The organism is Maridesulfovibrio spiralis (SeqCode) (assembly GCF_048571135.1).
GTDB classification, from domain to species: domain Bacteria; phylum Desulfobacterota; class Desulfovibrionia; order Desulfovibrionales; family Desulfovibrionaceae; genus Maridesulfovibrio; species Maridesulfovibrio spiralis.
The window spans coordinates 4,198,102-4,212,438 of the sequence record NZ_CP182344.1; the positions used below are offsets into that span (position 1 = coordinate 4,198,102).

Genomic DNA, 14,337 nt, shown 5'->3' on the forward strand with positions numbered 1-14,337 from the left:
CATATGGTATACCATGTCTTTGATCCACACCGCTGACAACGTCCTGTCATTCATCATCAAAAGCATGCTCGGCAGCATAATTCTCTTTGCCAGTGTGCTTTTATTCACCAATGTGGTCATGCGCTACCTTTTCCTCGCCCCTATTTTCTGGGCAGAGGAACTGGCACGCTATCTCATGGTCTGGCTTATTTTTCTGGGGGCAAGTCAGGTTGCGGGGGTCGAAGGACACATTTCAGTCAATATCATTACCAGAATCCTCGGTACGCGCGGGAATTTGTATCTTTCGAAACTTGGAAACCTGTTCAGCCTCATCTTCTGCGTGGCATTGACATACTACAGCTGGAAACACACCATGCGCGTCTGTAATGCGCAGCAGGTAACAGCCGCACTGGATCTGCCCATGTGGTGGGCTTATCTGGCTGTTCCCGCCGGAAGCGCGCTGATGTCTCTGCGCTATGCTTTTCAATTGTTCGGCTACAAAGGAAAAGGGGCAGCCAGATGACAGCACTCATTTTCGTTTTATTACTCATACTCATCGGATTGAACATACCGATCTTCATTGCTCTGGCAGGTACGGCCTTTGTCATTTTCGCCCTGTTTACCAACATGCCGCTCGATATTCTTCCGCAGCGCATGTTTGCAGGTGTAGAAGGAATGGCTTTGCTGGCAATTCCTTTTTATATGCTCGCGGCCTCAATTATGGGTAAAGGCGGAGTTACGGCGCGACTTATCCGTTTTGCCTCAACTCTTGTGGGACATCTACCCGGAGGACTTGGAATTTGCGCCGTGCTTTCCAGCCTGTTCTTTGCGGCTATCACCGGTTCGACCGCATCAACAGTGGTTGCCATCGGCGGCATTTTATATCCGGCCCTTCGAGAAGCGGGCTATGATAAAAATTTTTCCCTCGGACTGGTAACCAGCTCTGCTTTGCTGGGCATGATCATCCCGCCCAGTAACGCCATGATCATCTACGGCTCCATCACCAAAGTTTCGGTTGGAGCTTTATTCATGGCCGGCATCGGGGCCGGACTTGTTTTTGTTAGTGTCTATTCCGGCTGGTGCGTACTCTACGCCAAACGCAATGGACTCCGTCTTGCCCCGAAAGCCAGGCTAGATGAAATTATACAAGCCGGACGCGAGGCCGGATGGGGACTCGGATTTCCGGCAATCATTCTGGGCGGAATTTATTCCGGTGTATTTACCCCTACGGAGTCTGCGGCTGTTGCCGTGGCTTATGCAATGTTCATTACCATGGCAATTCACCGGGAGCTTTCCATAAAAGAATTGTGGGACATATGCTGCGAGACAGGAAATGTTTCAGCCCGAATTCTGATAATGGTTGCGGCGGCGACCCTGTTTTCATGGCTGCTGACAGTGGAAAATATAACCACCCAACTGGTAGCCCCGGTTATGGCCCTGGAGCCGCCACCGTGGGCAGTACTCATGTTCGCCAATGGTTTTATGCTGATCTCGGGTATGTTTATTGATGTATTTTCCAACATACTGATCTTTACCCCACTAATGAAACCGCTACTCCATTCCGCAGGAATCAGTGAACTTCATTTCGGAATAATTGCCTCGGTCAATGCGGATATGGGCAACATTACTCCGCCATTCGGGCTGAACTTATTCATTGCCAGCGGAGCTTTCGGTGTAAGCTACTTCAGGATGGTAAAAGCAATACTCCCATGGCTTGGACTGGCGATATTCTGCCTTGGAATTATCACCTACATCCCCGAAATATCACTCTGGCTTCCGGGCGTGCTTTATCCGGGACACCAGTAATATAGTCTCAAATATCCTGAAACCGCTTCCAATTGTTCCGGTTGTCATGCCAAAAAGAACTACTTAATCTCTCTGCACGAAGACCTCAATTAAGCCTAAAAACAAATTGGCTACACTGCTACTTAGGATTGGACTGGAATATAACTTTCCATTATGCTTCTTGTCCGCATTTCGTCGAGCAAAGAGGAATCATGTCAGAGAATAAGAACAGAAAAGAGTTATGGAAAAACACATCCGCACTTCCTTGCAGAAAGGAATACTGCATTTTTTCAGGGAAAAAACCCATGTGCGAGATGTTGGATAAAGCAGGTGTTCCAAATCAGGGAAAATGGCGTTCTTTAATTCTATATTTCAGAAGCTTATCCGATCAGGATTCCCTTGACCAGAATCAACAGAAAAATATGCGTAAACTGGTCATTCAGGTGACAAAAGAGCGGGACTACTCTGACGAAAGCTATAAAAAGCTGATCAAGGAAATGCAGGACATCATGAACAGCCCGCTGAAGCAAAAACTTCAGGAAGCCTTAATGGAAACAGCGGCCATAGCTGAAGAATACAGCATGTTCCTTGATAAAAATAAAAGCCGTGTTTCAAATCTGGGGGAAAACACTGTCCGCGACATCAAGTCCGGCATTGACCCCGAGGCCATGATCAAAAATATCCAGTCATCATTCCGTGAAGTAATTGCCGGAATGGAAAAAGACATCGCCGCCCTGCGGGCTATCACCAAAAAAGACGGATTGACCGGACTATACAACAGGCGTTCGCTGGATGCATTTCTCGCAGATATTCTGATCAACAAAAACACCATGCAGCCAATGCAGGTATTCCTGCTCGACCTCGACCACTTCAAGAATATCAACGACACATACGGTCACCTGGTCGGTGACTATGTCCTACAGGCCGTAGCCGATCTCTTGAAACAACCGGGCAAGCAATACGAAAACCGCGAGGATCTGATCTACTTTCCCGCGCGCTTCGGTGGAGAAGAATTCGCCTTATGCCTTACCGGTTTTGAGTTCGAAAAGGCAGTCGAAATCGGCGAAAACCTGCGTAAATCCGTACAGAACATGAAGCTGGCAATCGAGGATGACAATGGAAAACAGGTCGAGGTAGGCCTGACCATCAGCATGGGCTTAGCGCAAAGCAGCCCCCTGTCAGATGATCCTGTTTCCAACATCCTAAGACGTGCAGATGCGGCCCTTTACAAAGCCAAAAACAATGGTCGTAACCTGCTGGTTATTGATGAAGGCAGCCGATAAAAGATTGTACAAAGACACTGACATTTTCTATTAAATATAAAAAAAGACGGGCACTGGATCTTAACGATCAGCGCCCGCCTTTAATTATTCTAAGATTTATAAATCTGTAAAACTACAGGAACCTTGCAATTTCATCGACTTCTCTACGCTTGGTTGCCGGAGGCTCTTCATCAGGATGGCCGTAAGTTATCAGTGCTGCAACGGTTTCGTCTTGGGGCAGGTTAACGATACCGGGGATAGTATTTTCATCAATAACACCGAAAATACAGGTCCCGATACCCTTGGCATGAGCTGCAAGACAAAAAGTCTGACAGGCGATACCGGCGTCAAAAACTTCCCAGACACTACCTTTCTCGGTAGCATAATCTTCATTATCCGGGAGTTTTCCGGATTTGCCTTTTACAAAACTGAGTACGGCAACACCTTTCGCATTTTCGAGAGTCTTGATGTTGTATGTAAAACCCTTAACACCGTCAGTTGCAAGCTGTTTGATTATCTTCTCGTCATCAACAAGGGTGTAACGGGCAACCTGATAATTGGCCCATGAAGGAGCCCAACGGGCTATATCAATAATTTCCTTCATGAGTTCGCGGTCAACTTTTTCATTCTTATACTTGCGTACACTTCTACGTTCTTTGATCATGTCGATTGCGTTCATTTTAATCTCCTGCTTTAAAATTAATCACTCAAGCGCAACCAAATCCAAGTTCTTCGAAGAATAGCAGTATATTCAATTCATACAAGTAGGCACATTTTTTTAACGTAGTATTCAATAGGTGACAATTGAGTTTAATCAAACACTTAGAGATCTAAAAAAAAGGGCGTACACAAAAATATACACCAAGCAGACCGATGGTTACGCCTGCCGCTTTTCTGAAAACCGCCCCTCCCTGCTGCCAGCTGCTGCTTTCCAGCATACGTCGAACCATTGCAGTGGAGCTTCCTGCCACAGCGATAGGCAGGCAATGCCCTATCCCGAAAAGAATTATCAACAGAATTCCGGCAGCAATCTTACCCTGCACAGTAATAATCGCTAAAATAGGCGCAATGAACCCGAAAGTGCAGGACCCCGAAAGGATGCCGTAAGCCAGCCCCAGCACAAATGCCCCGCTGTAGCCTTTGAGCTTGAAACGCCCCATCAGGCTTCCTGACATTGAGCAACTGGCAACACCAAGCATATCCAGCGCAACCCAAAGCAGAATGCCGCCGACAAAAACCGTCCACCAAGGACCGACATCGCCCATCATCTGCCCGAACATGGCGCAGACTGTACCGATCAAGGCAATAGTAATGAAGAGTCCCACGGTAAACAATCCGGCATAGACGAAGGCTTTGCGCCCTTCCACCAGCACATTCTGTCCACCGACATAGCCGACAATCAACGGAATTGAAGCCAGATGGCATGGCGAAAGCAGCACACTCACCATACCCCACAGAAAACAACCAAGTCCGGCCCAGACTGTGCCGCTTATGATCCAGCTGTTAATGGCTAACAAGAACTGATCCATAATCTACCGGACACCCAGCTCTTCTAATTTACTGATGATACTCTTCTTATCCATGAAGCCAACATGGCGATATTGCTCCTTGCCCTGTGAATCATAGAAAATCTGAGTTGGGATAGCACTGATTCCGTATTTTTCAGCCTCTTCACGATGCTCCCAGACATCAATGAACGCAATGACCGCTCTCCCGTCATATTCGCGGGACAACTCCTTGATTATCGGGGACATCATCTTACAGGGTACGCAGGAGTGTGCACCGAGATCAACCATAGTAACTTTCCCGGCGATAGGCAGTTCATGCGGCTTACCGGAGATAAAATCTGAAGCCGTCACCGAAGCTGTTCCCGACTCTTCGGCATCTGCAGAACAGGCGCAAAGAGCAAAGGACACAATTAACAGACACCCCAACAACATAATTTTATTTCGCATAATGACTCCTGCCGCAATACTACTTCAGCCACTTAAGCACTTCATTCTTGCCCGGAGCTTTACCAGTAACTTTCACTACACCGTCAATAACAACTGCCGGGGTTGAAAATACGCCCATCATGGCAATTTCCTGAAAATCACTAACTTTTACAACCTCAGCCTCAACACCGCTCTCAGCAACGGCTTCTTTTACATTTTTCTCTGCCAGTGCACACTTGGGACAACCGGGACCAAGAACTTGAATTTTCATTATTTTCTCCTGTAATTTAGAATTATACCTTATTTCATTTGCCTAGTACGTCAAACATCTTCTGGCATTATGCCAATTAACTAAAACCGAAAACAAACGTCATACAAACCGCAGTTCAATAACAGTTGTGCGTATGCTATTTGGCAAAATAGCCAATCTCAAAACAAAAAAAACAGCGCTAGCCGCTGCAACTATGTAAAGATCGCCGACACAACGCATCAAACAACTATCACCAAACCATAGTTTCTCATTTGGCAATATTGCCAAGCAGCCTTGATGTCAAGCAAAAGCATTATATTTACAATTCCCTAGCAGACCAATAACAAACTACTCCGGTGGGTTAATAGCACCTGATCCATTAAAAACAATCTGCCAAAGACGTTCAAATGCATGCCCGGTGTTGTTCACGTCCTCCGGATCAGCCATAATCAGCCTTAATGCGTTTTCATAAAAAGACTTGGGCCGAGTCAGAACCCTCTCTTTGCCGACAATGAAATTTCCAGTAGGAGCATTAGCAATAAACTGTTCCGGAGATGTTCTTTTGAACAGTTTTTCAAAAATCTCACCGACAGGAATATCCTTGCCCCACCCTTTCCACTTACCTTCTTTAGCAGGATCATGCATATCGTGGGGCCGACCTAAGCGGTCGCATCTGATCTTGAACCATGCAAACCCAAAAAAACCGATATTGCGGACCATCTTTTCATCAGCCAATTCAAAGAGCTGTTCTGCGCTTAAATCGTGTGTATGAAAGAAAGGATCGCCCTGTAAAAAGATGGTGTAGTCAGGAAAATCAGGATATCTTTCAATAATATGAGTGAAATATGTATGCGCCTCCCGACCCACGTTGGGCAAAGGAACAGCCCGGTCATCTCCGGCAGCGACCAGATCCCCGCCTTTATCATAAATAACTGCAGGCCATCCGCATTCATCAAGCCATGAGATATCTTCTTTATATCTGGCCACTACTATTTCAACACTGGATTCATTCATGAGTCGCTTCCATACGTTATGTTCATGCAATAGATTGTTTTAGATGTAAAATTTGTAAAAAATCAAGTCAATTACACCAAAGGTACAACCAGCAACCAAAAGCCGGGGTTCTCAATTGATTATATGGCAGTTACCAACACTTTACCTATGGACAAAACAAAGATAAAACTTGGTACTGATAATTTTTTATATATCCACACATAATCAGGTAGTATCAAAAAACAGACAATTAAGGAAAATCAATGCGTCATGACAGGTATAATTGCAATGCGGGCTGCCCGGTGGAGGCAACACTGGAGGTCATCGGCGGCAAATGGAAAGGTGCGATTCTCTACCATTTGCTGGAGAGGACCTACCGTTTTGGAGAGCTGAAACGAACTATGCCCAGCATAACCCAGCACATGCTCACCAAACAACTGCGAGAACTCGAAAAAGAAGGAATCGTCCACCGCAAAGTCTACGCACAGGTTCCGCCCAAAGTTGAGTATTCTGTCACAGAATACGGCGAAACCCTGCGTCCGCTAATAATGATGATGCGCGACTGGGGAAAAAAGCATTTCGGCCTATAAAAACTTCTTAGATTAAATCCCTGCAATAATTTTGTTTAATGACAAGACAGTGGCACTGCAAAATGCTAGTCTTCATCATTCACTATGGTCGGTAAGATACGACCTTCAAGAACCCTGTAAGCCTTTCCCGGCCTGAAGGTTCCTAAAATAATTAACCCAGCAAACTCAACGGAGCCCCTAGGACAATGGCTGTTTTTTCCATAAAACAACTCAGCAGAATATCACCACTTCTTGCAGTATTTACCCTAATCATTGTACTGTCCGGTTCCCCCGCAGCAGGACAAAATCTGCCGGGGACAAACCAATCCGCTCTTTCACAATTAACGGAAAGCGAGAAAGCCAGCTACGCCCCGAGCGGAGAAGACCTTGCAAAGGCTAAAGATGCAGGGAAAGAACTGACTCTGCCCCAAGCTATCCGCGACAGCATTCAAAGCACCGAGAAAGGTTACTCAGACCTGGATCAGGGAATTGATTATGTTACCAAGGGATTCAGCATAGCTCCACAGGAGATCAGCAAAGCATTGCACAACCTGACTGACGGTCAGGGAGCAGCTAGATTGTTAACAATTATCGCTGCTGTGCTTTTCATATACGGCGTCGGGCTTGCTGTGGAATTTGCGGTTAGGCGCATCTCATCCAAAATACGCCACAAAATCGAAGCCCGCCATACAGGAAACCTGTTCAACAGACTTATCAATGATCTAATCCTTACAGGCTTAGAAATCGCTTATTTCCTTATTTTTCTGTATGTTACAATCAACACAATGGTCCTATTCTCGCCTGTACCCAACGTAACCCTTGTCGCCGGAGGCTTCCTTATTCCCTTAACCCGGGCAAGAATAGGAATACTTATCCTGCGTTTTATCTTTTCACCCCGGTCAAAGGAATCGCGCCTTATCCCGATCACCTGCTATGCCGCCCGGCAGATTACTTACTGGGTTTCGATGGCTCTGGTTCTTTCGCCGCTTACTTCCCGGATCATATATACCCTTTCAAATATGGGAATGGCTGACGAAACAACCGCTGCCCTGTTCATGCTCGAGATACTTGTCCCGACCTCCCTGCTCATGATGCTCATCTGGAGAAACAAAACACAGCTCAAGAATTACATTCTCGAGAACTCGATCAACAAAGAACCGGGCACGTTCAATTACTGGCTGGCCAACAACTGGCATCGGCTTGCAATAGTTTATATGTGTGTGCTGATTGCCATGCGCCAAATCAGCCTTCTTCAGGGCAAGGAAATGGTTAACGCCCTACTGCTGAGCCTTATCTCTGTCCCGGCTGCAATACTGCTGGACATGACCCTGCTGGCCGCACTTAAAAACATCATCAGCAAGAAAAACAAGAACTTGAAGGATGACAATAAAAAACAACAGGATTTCGGATACATAAATCACGTACACTCCGGCCTGCAAGCAATACTCGGCGCAGGCCTTGTGCTCTACCTGCTGGAAGTATGGGGCATATCCTTCAATCTAGGGCATGCCCTTTCCAAAGGTGCGCTCAGTATTTTTATCACCGTACTGCTAAGCTACCTGCTCTGGGAATACTTATGCGGACTAATTGATAACCAGTTTGACAGCCAGGATGAAGAATCAGATGAAATGGACGAAATGGGCAAAGGCGGTTCGCGCAAAAACACCCTGCTGACGCTGCTCAAAAAATTCATGACCATCAGCATTATAACAATCAGCACCCTGATCATCCTATCCTCAATCGGTATAAACATCGGCCCGCTGATTGCCGGTGCAGGTATCTTCGGTCTAGCCGTAGGTTTCGGTGCCCAGACTCTGGTAAAAGACGTTCTCTCCGGGGTATTCTTTCTAATTGATGATGCCTTCCGAATCGGAGATTATGTTGAATCCGGGAAATTAAAAGGTACGGTAGAACGAATCTCGGTACGCTCAATCAGCCTGCGTCACAGCCGTGGACAACTTCAGGTTATCCCATACGGTTCACTGGGTTCTGTAACCAACTTCAGTCGCGACTGGGTTGCAATGAAGCTTGAGGTACGCGTGCCCTTTGATGTCGACCCGGAAAAGGTCCGCAAGATAATCAAAAAGATGGGTAAAAAGATAGCTGCCGATGAAGAACTCGGTCCTTTGCTTCTTGCCCCGATCAAATCTCAGGGTGTTAGGGAAATTGATGATTCTTCACAGGTTATCAGAATCAAATTCCGCTGCCGTCCCGGAGATCAGTTCTCCCTGCGCAAGGAAGTTTTCCATAGGGTCCGTGAGTCATTCGCGGCAAACGGCATTGAATTTGCGCCCAAGAAGGTCACAGTCCATCTGCCAAACATTGAAAATACAATGCTGACTAAAGAACAGCTGACCACAATAGCCGCAGCAGCGGCAGAAACTGGTCTGGCCCGGGAAGAACAGCAGGAAGACAAATAACTGCTGTTCAAACGTACAAATCCAGAACGAGGTAAATAATGCTCAACTTCAAAATAAATGAAGAACTCTGCATACGTTGCGGCAAATGCATCACCGATTGCCCGCCGATGTGCATCTCCATGCAGGAAGGCGATTTCCCGGTAATTCAAGACGAAAACAACTGTATGCTCTGTCAGCACTGTCTGGCTGTCTGCCCTACCGGGGCAATTTCCATCATGGGAGCAGACCCCGCAGATTCCATTGAACTGCAATATGAGCTGCCCACTGCACATTCCATGGAAACGCTCATCAAAGCGCGCCGCTCCATCCGTAAATACAAAAAGAATGCCCTTGATGAAAAAATCATCACCAGACTGCTGGAAACAGCCTTTCATGCGCCCACCGGAGTAAACGCACAGGGAGTGCTTTTCACCGCCACCACCACAGCGGAAGCGACTGAAGAGCTGCGCAAGGAAATATATGCAAAGGTCGGCAAACTGCTTGAAAATTGTGATTACGATAAGGATGACTTGCGCTTCCAGTATATGAACATGGCATACAAAGCATACACAAACCATAATGTAGATGTGATCCTGCGAGGTGCGCCGCATATCCTTATTGCCAGTGCACCCAAGACAATCCCTCTGCCCAAGGAAGATTGTATCATCGCACTGTCCACCTTCGACCTTTTCGCCCAAACCATGGGAGTAGGAACACTCTGGAACGGCATGCTCAAATGGTGTGTGGATGATTTTTTCCCGGAACTGGCCACCAGACTCGGCGTCCCCGAAGACCACGAAATCGGATACTGCATGGTTTTCGGCAGCCCGGCAGTACAATACAAACGTACTGTTCAACGTAAACCCGGCGCATTAAACTTTGTGAACTCTTTCTAAAGTATAAGGGGGAAGAATTTATAGTAAATTCTTCCCCCTTTTTCATATTCCCCGACCTCTTGCGACGCCACCTTTCTAGTGATATCAATCGCACCAAGCGAGCAACTCAAACAAGAGGCAAATATGGATTATATCGAATACGTTGACCGGGAAACCGGTTCCCTATGCCGGGAGACAGTGCCGGGAGAGCAATGGCTCAAATGGCTCTATCATCACCCCATGGGAAGAATTGCGCTTCATAGTGTAATTAAGAAAAAACTGGTATCCGCATGCTACGGACGCCTCATGGACAGACCTGAATCATGCAAAAAGATTGCAGGTTTTGTAAAAGACCTGCAGATCGACATGAATGAAGCTACCCGTCCTATTGAAGATTACACCTCCTTCAACGACTTCTTCATCCGTGAACTCAAACAGGAAGCAAGACCTGTGGATAATGCGGCAGACGCTGTTGTTTCCCCTGCAGACGGCAAAGTCCTTGCTTTCGAAAACATGTACAATATGAATCCCTTCTTCGTTAAGGGACAATCATTTTCTTTGGAAAAATTCCTGCAGAACGGTCATTTAGTCGACAAATATGAAGATGGAACCCTGCTCATTTTCCGTCTTGCTCCTGTAGACTATCACCGTTTCCATTTTCCGGCTTCCGGGCTGATTTCCGCTTCAACCCTGATCAACGGTTCCTATTTTTCCGTTTCGCCATACGCTGTTAAAGACATGCTTAGCGTATACTGGGAAAACAAAAGGGAATACAGCGTGCTTAAGACCGAAAATGCCGGAGACATCCTGCTCTGCGAAGTTGGCGCGACCATGGTAGGTTCAATAATCCAGAACTATGCCCCTGACAGCAAAGTCGAGAAAGGGCAGGAAAAGGGCTGGTTTAAATTCGGAGGGTCAACAGTCGTAATGCTGCTCGAAAAAGGCAAAGTAAGTATTGACTCCGACATTCTGCGGAATAGTGACCAGGGACTGGAAACAAGTATAAAAATGGGACAACACATAGCAACTGCCAAAATTTAGGCAAAACTAAAAGTGAAGAATTGTTTATTTATTAATATTCTTCACTTTTAAAATGCAAAACAATCATACATACAAATACGTTTTTAAAAGTTTGATTACAATTACCGAAAAATATATTTAAGGACTTCACTTATATCAGCTAGTATAATACACAGATTCACACCATAGCACTTAAAACATCTTTAAGCTGACGCTAAACAAGGCTACGCTGACATAATTTCATTTCACTGATCCGGGGAGGGAGTCTGTGAAAGCCATCTATTTTATTTTCGGAGCGTTTGACTCCTTTTGTATTTTTTTCTCGCGCCTATTGAGATCCCACAAGCCCTCTTTTTCTCAAGCTACAGGAAGATATCCGAACAACCATGTAAAGATCATGATCTTTCAGACGTACTCCGAATCTGATTGCAAGGGCTACCCATCAAGCCCTGAAACTCGATTTTCATCATAAAAATATCCAGACAAGCGGTCATCATTCAATAGAAATCGTTTTATAAACTTTCTTTATAACTTTTCTTTTGATTATTTTTTTTATATTCACTTGGATCCAAATAGGTTTAATCCTGTAGACCAACCCCCTAAGGACAATATAAACATGGCGTATAACAGTAATAAATATAAACTTTACTTAACCTTATCCATACTCGTTCTCCTTGCAGTGATTACCAGTGTAGCAATCAGTTTTGCATTTCTGAAAACTCTTTTCGCCACCTCAGAAATCATAAACTCGATCATCGTCATTGTTTTCACCGGGAGTGTGGCTACTGCTTTCCACTACATTCTCTCTGTACGCAGGGATATGCGCCTTTTCAGTGAATTCACAGAATGGTGCGAACATCCTGAACAAAGCTCTTTTGAGCTTGACGACTTGAATAAGGGTCTCCTTGGAAACGTGCTTGTTTCAATCGGCTGCTCAATAAAGGAAAATGGTGTCCTGATCGTTAAATCGTCCAGTGATGGTCGTTCCATTATAGAGAGCCTTGAACAAAATGTATCTTCCCGCTCATCACTGATCTCATTTCTCAGCGGATTCCTTGTCCTGCTTGGGCTGATGGGTACTTTTCTCGGCCTGACCCTGACTCTGCAATCCATGGGTGAAATCCTTTCCACCCTTGCCGGAGGCCTGACCGATTCCAGCGATACATCCATCATGCAGGTCATGATTCAACTTATTGTTGAGCTGAAGAACCCCATGGCCGGGATGGGGACCGCATTCTCCACCTCCCTGTTCGGCCTTGCAGGGAGTGCCGTTGTCGGTGTCCTGTCCATCCTCATGAGCCGCATGCATGACCAACTCAAACAACGCCTTGAAAACTGGCTCAATGATAAAACAGAATACTCCGCAAATAAAACCAGCACTGGAAGTGCTGTATCCGCAGATCAGGACCTCGGCAGCCAGATGGCGGCTATTTCTGATCAGTTGGAACGCAACAATGCCGCCCTTCTGGAATCATTGGAAAACACGAACAAATTCCTGCTTAAACTGACCCTGCTTCAGCAGCGTTCAGCAGAAGCTATCAATACCGTTCAGGACCAATCACTCGAAACCACTAAAGAAATCGGTCTCGGAAACGAACTTACCGGAAGACTGATCAAAGAATCGCGCCAGATGGTCACAACGCTTGAAAAAAGCATTGAGGCTATGAACTCCGCCAATGGAAACGGACTTAAAAATTAATTCTGAATGAACGGTTGAATTGGATAGAATATGTCAGGGATGATGTTTAAGAAATTAGGTTTATTTTGTGCAGCTTGTGCACTGTTTGTACTTCAAAGCAATGTTTGTTTTGCGGTGGATTCTACTGCCGCCGTTTCTTCTCAGGTAAAGAATAAAGAAGACATGCAAACTTCCGGCCTTTCCAATCTGGATAATACAGACGAGGAGTACAACAGTGCTGAAAGCATTGAAAGCTTCAAATCAGAAGTCATCACAATAGATACATCTGCTGAGAAAGGAGCATCACTGCAAAAAAGAGACCCCGGCACAAGCAACAGTACAGTAATGACCCTTTTGCGAGCCTGCACTCTGGCAGTAAGCGGCCATCCGCTTGTAGCTTCCTCCCGCTATTCCATGCTTGAAAAGCAGGCTGAATTCGGAATGGCCCGCAGCGTATACCTGCCCCGCATCGACTTAACCGGTCAGGCAGGCCCAAGCCACAACCTCGACACAGACACCACCAGCTACGGTCAGTCTTCCGTTGAAATGACCCAGACCCTCTTTAATTTCGGTGGTCTGGATGCCAGTGTAGATAGTGCAAGGCTTAAAGCGGAAGGTGCAAAATACCGTCTGGCCAGGACGCAGGAAGATATTGCAGCCCTGACGATCAACTCCTATCTCAGTGTGATGCAGGCTCAGGAAACCCTTGATGTCTACAACAACACTCTGGAATTTTACAACAAACTGCTCGCAACCTTCTGGGAACGTTACAATGCCGGAATTTCATCCAAAGCTGACGCCCGCAAGGTGGAGGTCTCCCTGCGTGCCACTGAATCTCAGGTCACTGTCCAGCAACAACAGATGAAGACCGCGCGCCTGATGCTGGAAAACATCATCAAGCAGCCGGTGGACAGGGTTGATACCAATATTCCCATGACCCGAATGGAAATATCCGAAACTCTGGAACAGGCTTACGAAAAAGCCAAAGCAAACAACGTAAACCTCCGTGCTTACGATGCTGAAATTCAGTCACAAGAAAAAGCAGTTTCCACTGTAGAAGCAGGCTACTATCCCTCTTTGGGGTACAGAGTGCAGGCCAAAAACGAATTCAAAGAAATCGACGGCTATGAAAACTCTCTGGACGGTCAGCTGACCGTAAACTGGAACCTGTTTAACGGATTCTACACAGATCAGAATGTCAAAAAAGAAAAAGCCGTACTCAAAAGACTGATGGCCACCAAGGAAGCTACGGAACTGGAAGTCCAGAACATCCTTTCCGATGCTTTCAACGCATACAAATCTTCCGAAAAAGAATTCGAACTGGCCCGTGACGCTTATGATGCAAGCGTAAACCTCATGGGTCTGTATCTCAGCGAATTCGATCTCGGCATACGTACCCTGCTTGATCTGATCACCGCACGCGAAGGACAGACCAGTGCTGCGGTACGTGAAGTCGGCGCCCGTTATTCAAGAATCAGAGCCGCTCTCAATATTTTCCTCGAACAGGGACGCTTGCCCGAGATACTGGGGCTGCCCATGAACGAGACTCCTTTTGAAAACAGCAATTCTCTTTACTCCGCAATAGGTGAATAA

At 46.2% G+C, this 14,337-nt stretch carries 14 protein-coding genes; 9 read left to right on the top strand and 5 right to left on the bottom strand.

All coding sequences use genetic code 11. The features are described 5' to 3' along the window. The first annotated feature begins 13 nt into the window (after window positions 1-13). From ACNI29_RS18865 to ACNI29_RS18875, 3 genes are all read left to right on the top strand, one after another. A complete protein-coding gene (locus tag ACNI29_RS18865) occupies window positions 14-502 on the top strand; it encodes a TRAP transporter small permease (protein ID WP_419779908.1) in 489 nt (162 codons plus the stop codon). Then, complete coding sequence (locus ACNI29_RS18870) at window positions 499-1,785, top strand: TRAP transporter large permease (protein ID WP_419779909.1); 1,287 nt, start codon at window positions 499-501, stop codon at window positions 1,783-1,785. Before ACNI29_RS18865 ends, ACNI29_RS18870 begins: the two co-directional genes overlap by 4 nt. Window positions 1,786-1,976: 191 nt before the next feature. After that, window positions 1,977-3,047 (top strand): GGDEF domain-containing protein, encoded by a 1,071-nt coding sequence (locus ACNI29_RS18875; RefSeq protein WP_419779910.1) that lies wholly within the window; start codon window positions 1,977-1,979, stop codon window positions 3,045-3,047. Between the two features lie 112 nt (window positions 3,048-3,159). On the opposite strand, the gene ACNI29_RS18880 is transcribed toward ACNI29_RS18875, so the two are convergent. The 5 genes from ACNI29_RS18880 to ACNI29_RS18900 form a co-directional block, all read right to left on the bottom strand. Next, window positions 3,160-3,705 (bottom strand): nitroreductase family protein, encoded by a 546-nt coding sequence (locus ACNI29_RS18880; RefSeq protein WP_419779911.1) that lies wholly within the window; start codon window positions 3,703-3,705, stop codon window positions 3,160-3,162. A 151-nt stretch (window positions 3,706-3,856) separates the two neighbouring features. Further along, a complete protein-coding gene (locus tag ACNI29_RS18885; RefSeq protein ID WP_419779912.1) occupies window positions 3,857-4,555 on the bottom strand; it encodes a cytochrome c biogenesis CcdA family protein in 699 nt (232 codons plus the stop codon). Window positions 4,556-4,558: 3 nt separating this feature from the next. Beyond that, the gene (locus ACNI29_RS18890) at window positions 4,559-4,981 is read right to left on the bottom strand and encodes a thioredoxin family protein (protein WP_419779913.1); all 423 of its coding nucleotides are present in this window, start codon (window positions 4,979-4,981) and stop codon (window positions 4,559-4,561) included. 19 nt (window positions 4,982-5,000) lie between these two features. After that, a complete protein-coding gene (locus tag ACNI29_RS18895; RefSeq protein WP_419779914.1) occupies window positions 5,001-5,231 on the bottom strand; it encodes a thioredoxin family protein in 231 nt (76 codons plus the stop codon). A 327-nt stretch (window positions 5,232-5,558) separates the two neighbouring features. Then, window positions 5,559-6,224: a DUF3431 domain-containing protein gene (locus ACNI29_RS18900; RefSeq protein ID WP_419779915.1), complete on the bottom strand. Its 666-nt coding sequence runs from the start codon at window positions 6,222-6,224 to the stop codon at window positions 5,559-5,561. Window positions 6,225-6,466: 242 nt separating this feature from the next. Between ACNI29_RS18900 and ACNI29_RS18905 the strand changes: the two genes are divergently transcribed. The 6 genes from ACNI29_RS18905 (at window position 6,467) to ACNI29_RS18930 (ending at window position 14,337) form a co-directional block, all read left to right on the top strand. Next, window positions 6,467-6,793 (top strand): winged helix-turn-helix transcriptional regulator, encoded by a 327-nt coding sequence (locus tag ACNI29_RS18905; RefSeq protein WP_419779916.1) that lies wholly within the window; start codon window positions 6,467-6,469, stop codon window positions 6,791-6,793. 185 nt (window positions 6,794-6,978) lie between these two features. Continuing rightward, entirely contained in the window at window positions 6,979-9,192 is a 2,214-nt protein-coding gene (locus tag ACNI29_RS18910; protein WP_419779917.1) for a mechanosensitive ion channel family protein, read from the top strand. 38 nt (window positions 9,193-9,230) lie between these two features. Further along, a complete protein-coding gene (locus ACNI29_RS18915; protein WP_419779918.1) occupies window positions 9,231-10,067 on the top strand; it encodes a nitroreductase family protein in 837 nt (278 codons plus the stop codon). Window positions 10,068-10,190: 123 nt separating this feature from the next. Next, entirely contained in the window at window positions 10,191-11,087 is an 897-nt protein-coding gene (locus tag ACNI29_RS18920) for a phosphatidylserine decarboxylase (protein ID WP_419779919.1), read from the top strand. Window positions 11,088-11,682: 595 nt separating this feature from the next. Continuing rightward, window positions 11,683-12,765 (top strand): hypothetical protein, encoded by a 1,083-nt coding sequence (locus ACNI29_RS18925; protein ID WP_419779920.1) that lies wholly within the window; start codon window positions 11,683-11,685, stop codon window positions 12,763-12,765. Between the two features lie 162 nt (window positions 12,766-12,927). After that, on the top strand, window positions 12,928-14,337 hold the full coding sequence (locus ACNI29_RS18930; RefSeq protein ID WP_419779921.1) for a TolC family protein: 1,410 nt from the start codon (window positions 12,928-12,930) through the stop codon (window positions 14,335-14,337).

Bases quoted from the DNA above. Each gene is read 5' to 3' on its own strand.
- ACNI29_RS18875 (WP_419779910.1), top strand. From the start codon at position 1,977: ATGTCAGAGAATAAGAACAGAAAAGAGTTATGGAAAAACACATCCGCA.
- ACNI29_RS18880 (WP_419779911.1), bottom strand. From the start codon at position 3,705: ATGAACGCAATCGACATGATCAAAGAACGTAGAAGTGTACGCAAGTAT.
- ACNI29_RS18865 (WP_419779908.1), top strand. From the start codon at position 14: ATGTCTTTGATCCACACCGCTGACAACGTCCTGTCATTCATCATCAAA.
- ACNI29_RS18895 (WP_419779914.1), bottom strand. From the start codon at position 5,231: ATGAAAATTCAAGTTCTTGGTCCCGGTTGTCCCAAGTGTGCACTGGCA.
- ACNI29_RS18885 (WP_419779912.1), bottom strand. From the start codon at position 4,555: ATGGATCAGTTCTTGTTAGCCATTAACAGCTGGATCATAAGCGGCACA.
- ACNI29_RS18900 (WP_419779915.1), bottom strand. From the start codon at position 6,224: ATGAATGAATCCAGTGTTGAAATAGTAGTGGCCAGATATAAAGAAGAT.
- ACNI29_RS18925 (WP_419779920.1), top strand. From the start codon at position 11,683: ATGGCGTATAACAGTAATAAATATAAACTTTACTTAACCTTATCCATA.
- ACNI29_RS18890 (WP_419779913.1), bottom strand. From the start codon at position 4,981: ATGCGAAATAAAATTATGTTGTTGGGGTGTCTGTTAATTGTGTCCTTT.
- ACNI29_RS18920 (WP_419779919.1), top strand. From the start codon at position 10,191: ATGGATTATATCGAATACGTTGACCGGGAAACCGGTTCCCTATGCCGG.
- ACNI29_RS18910 (WP_419779917.1), top strand. From the start codon at position 6,979: ATGGCTGTTTTTTCCATAAAACAACTCAGCAGAATATCACCACTTCTT.
- ACNI29_RS18870 (WP_419779909.1), top strand. From the start codon at position 499: ATGACAGCACTCATTTTCGTTTTATTACTCATACTCATCGGATTGAAC.
- ACNI29_RS18930 (WP_419779921.1), top strand. From the start codon at position 12,928: ATGCAAACTTCCGGCCTTTCCAATCTGGATAATACAGACGAGGAGTAC.
- ACNI29_RS18915 (WP_419779918.1), top strand. From the start codon at position 9,231: ATGCTCAACTTCAAAATAAATGAAGAACTCTGCATACGTTGCGGCAAA.
- ACNI29_RS18905 (WP_419779916.1), top strand. From the start codon at position 6,467: ATGCGTCATGACAGGTATAATTGCAATGCGGGCTGCCCGGTGGAGGCA.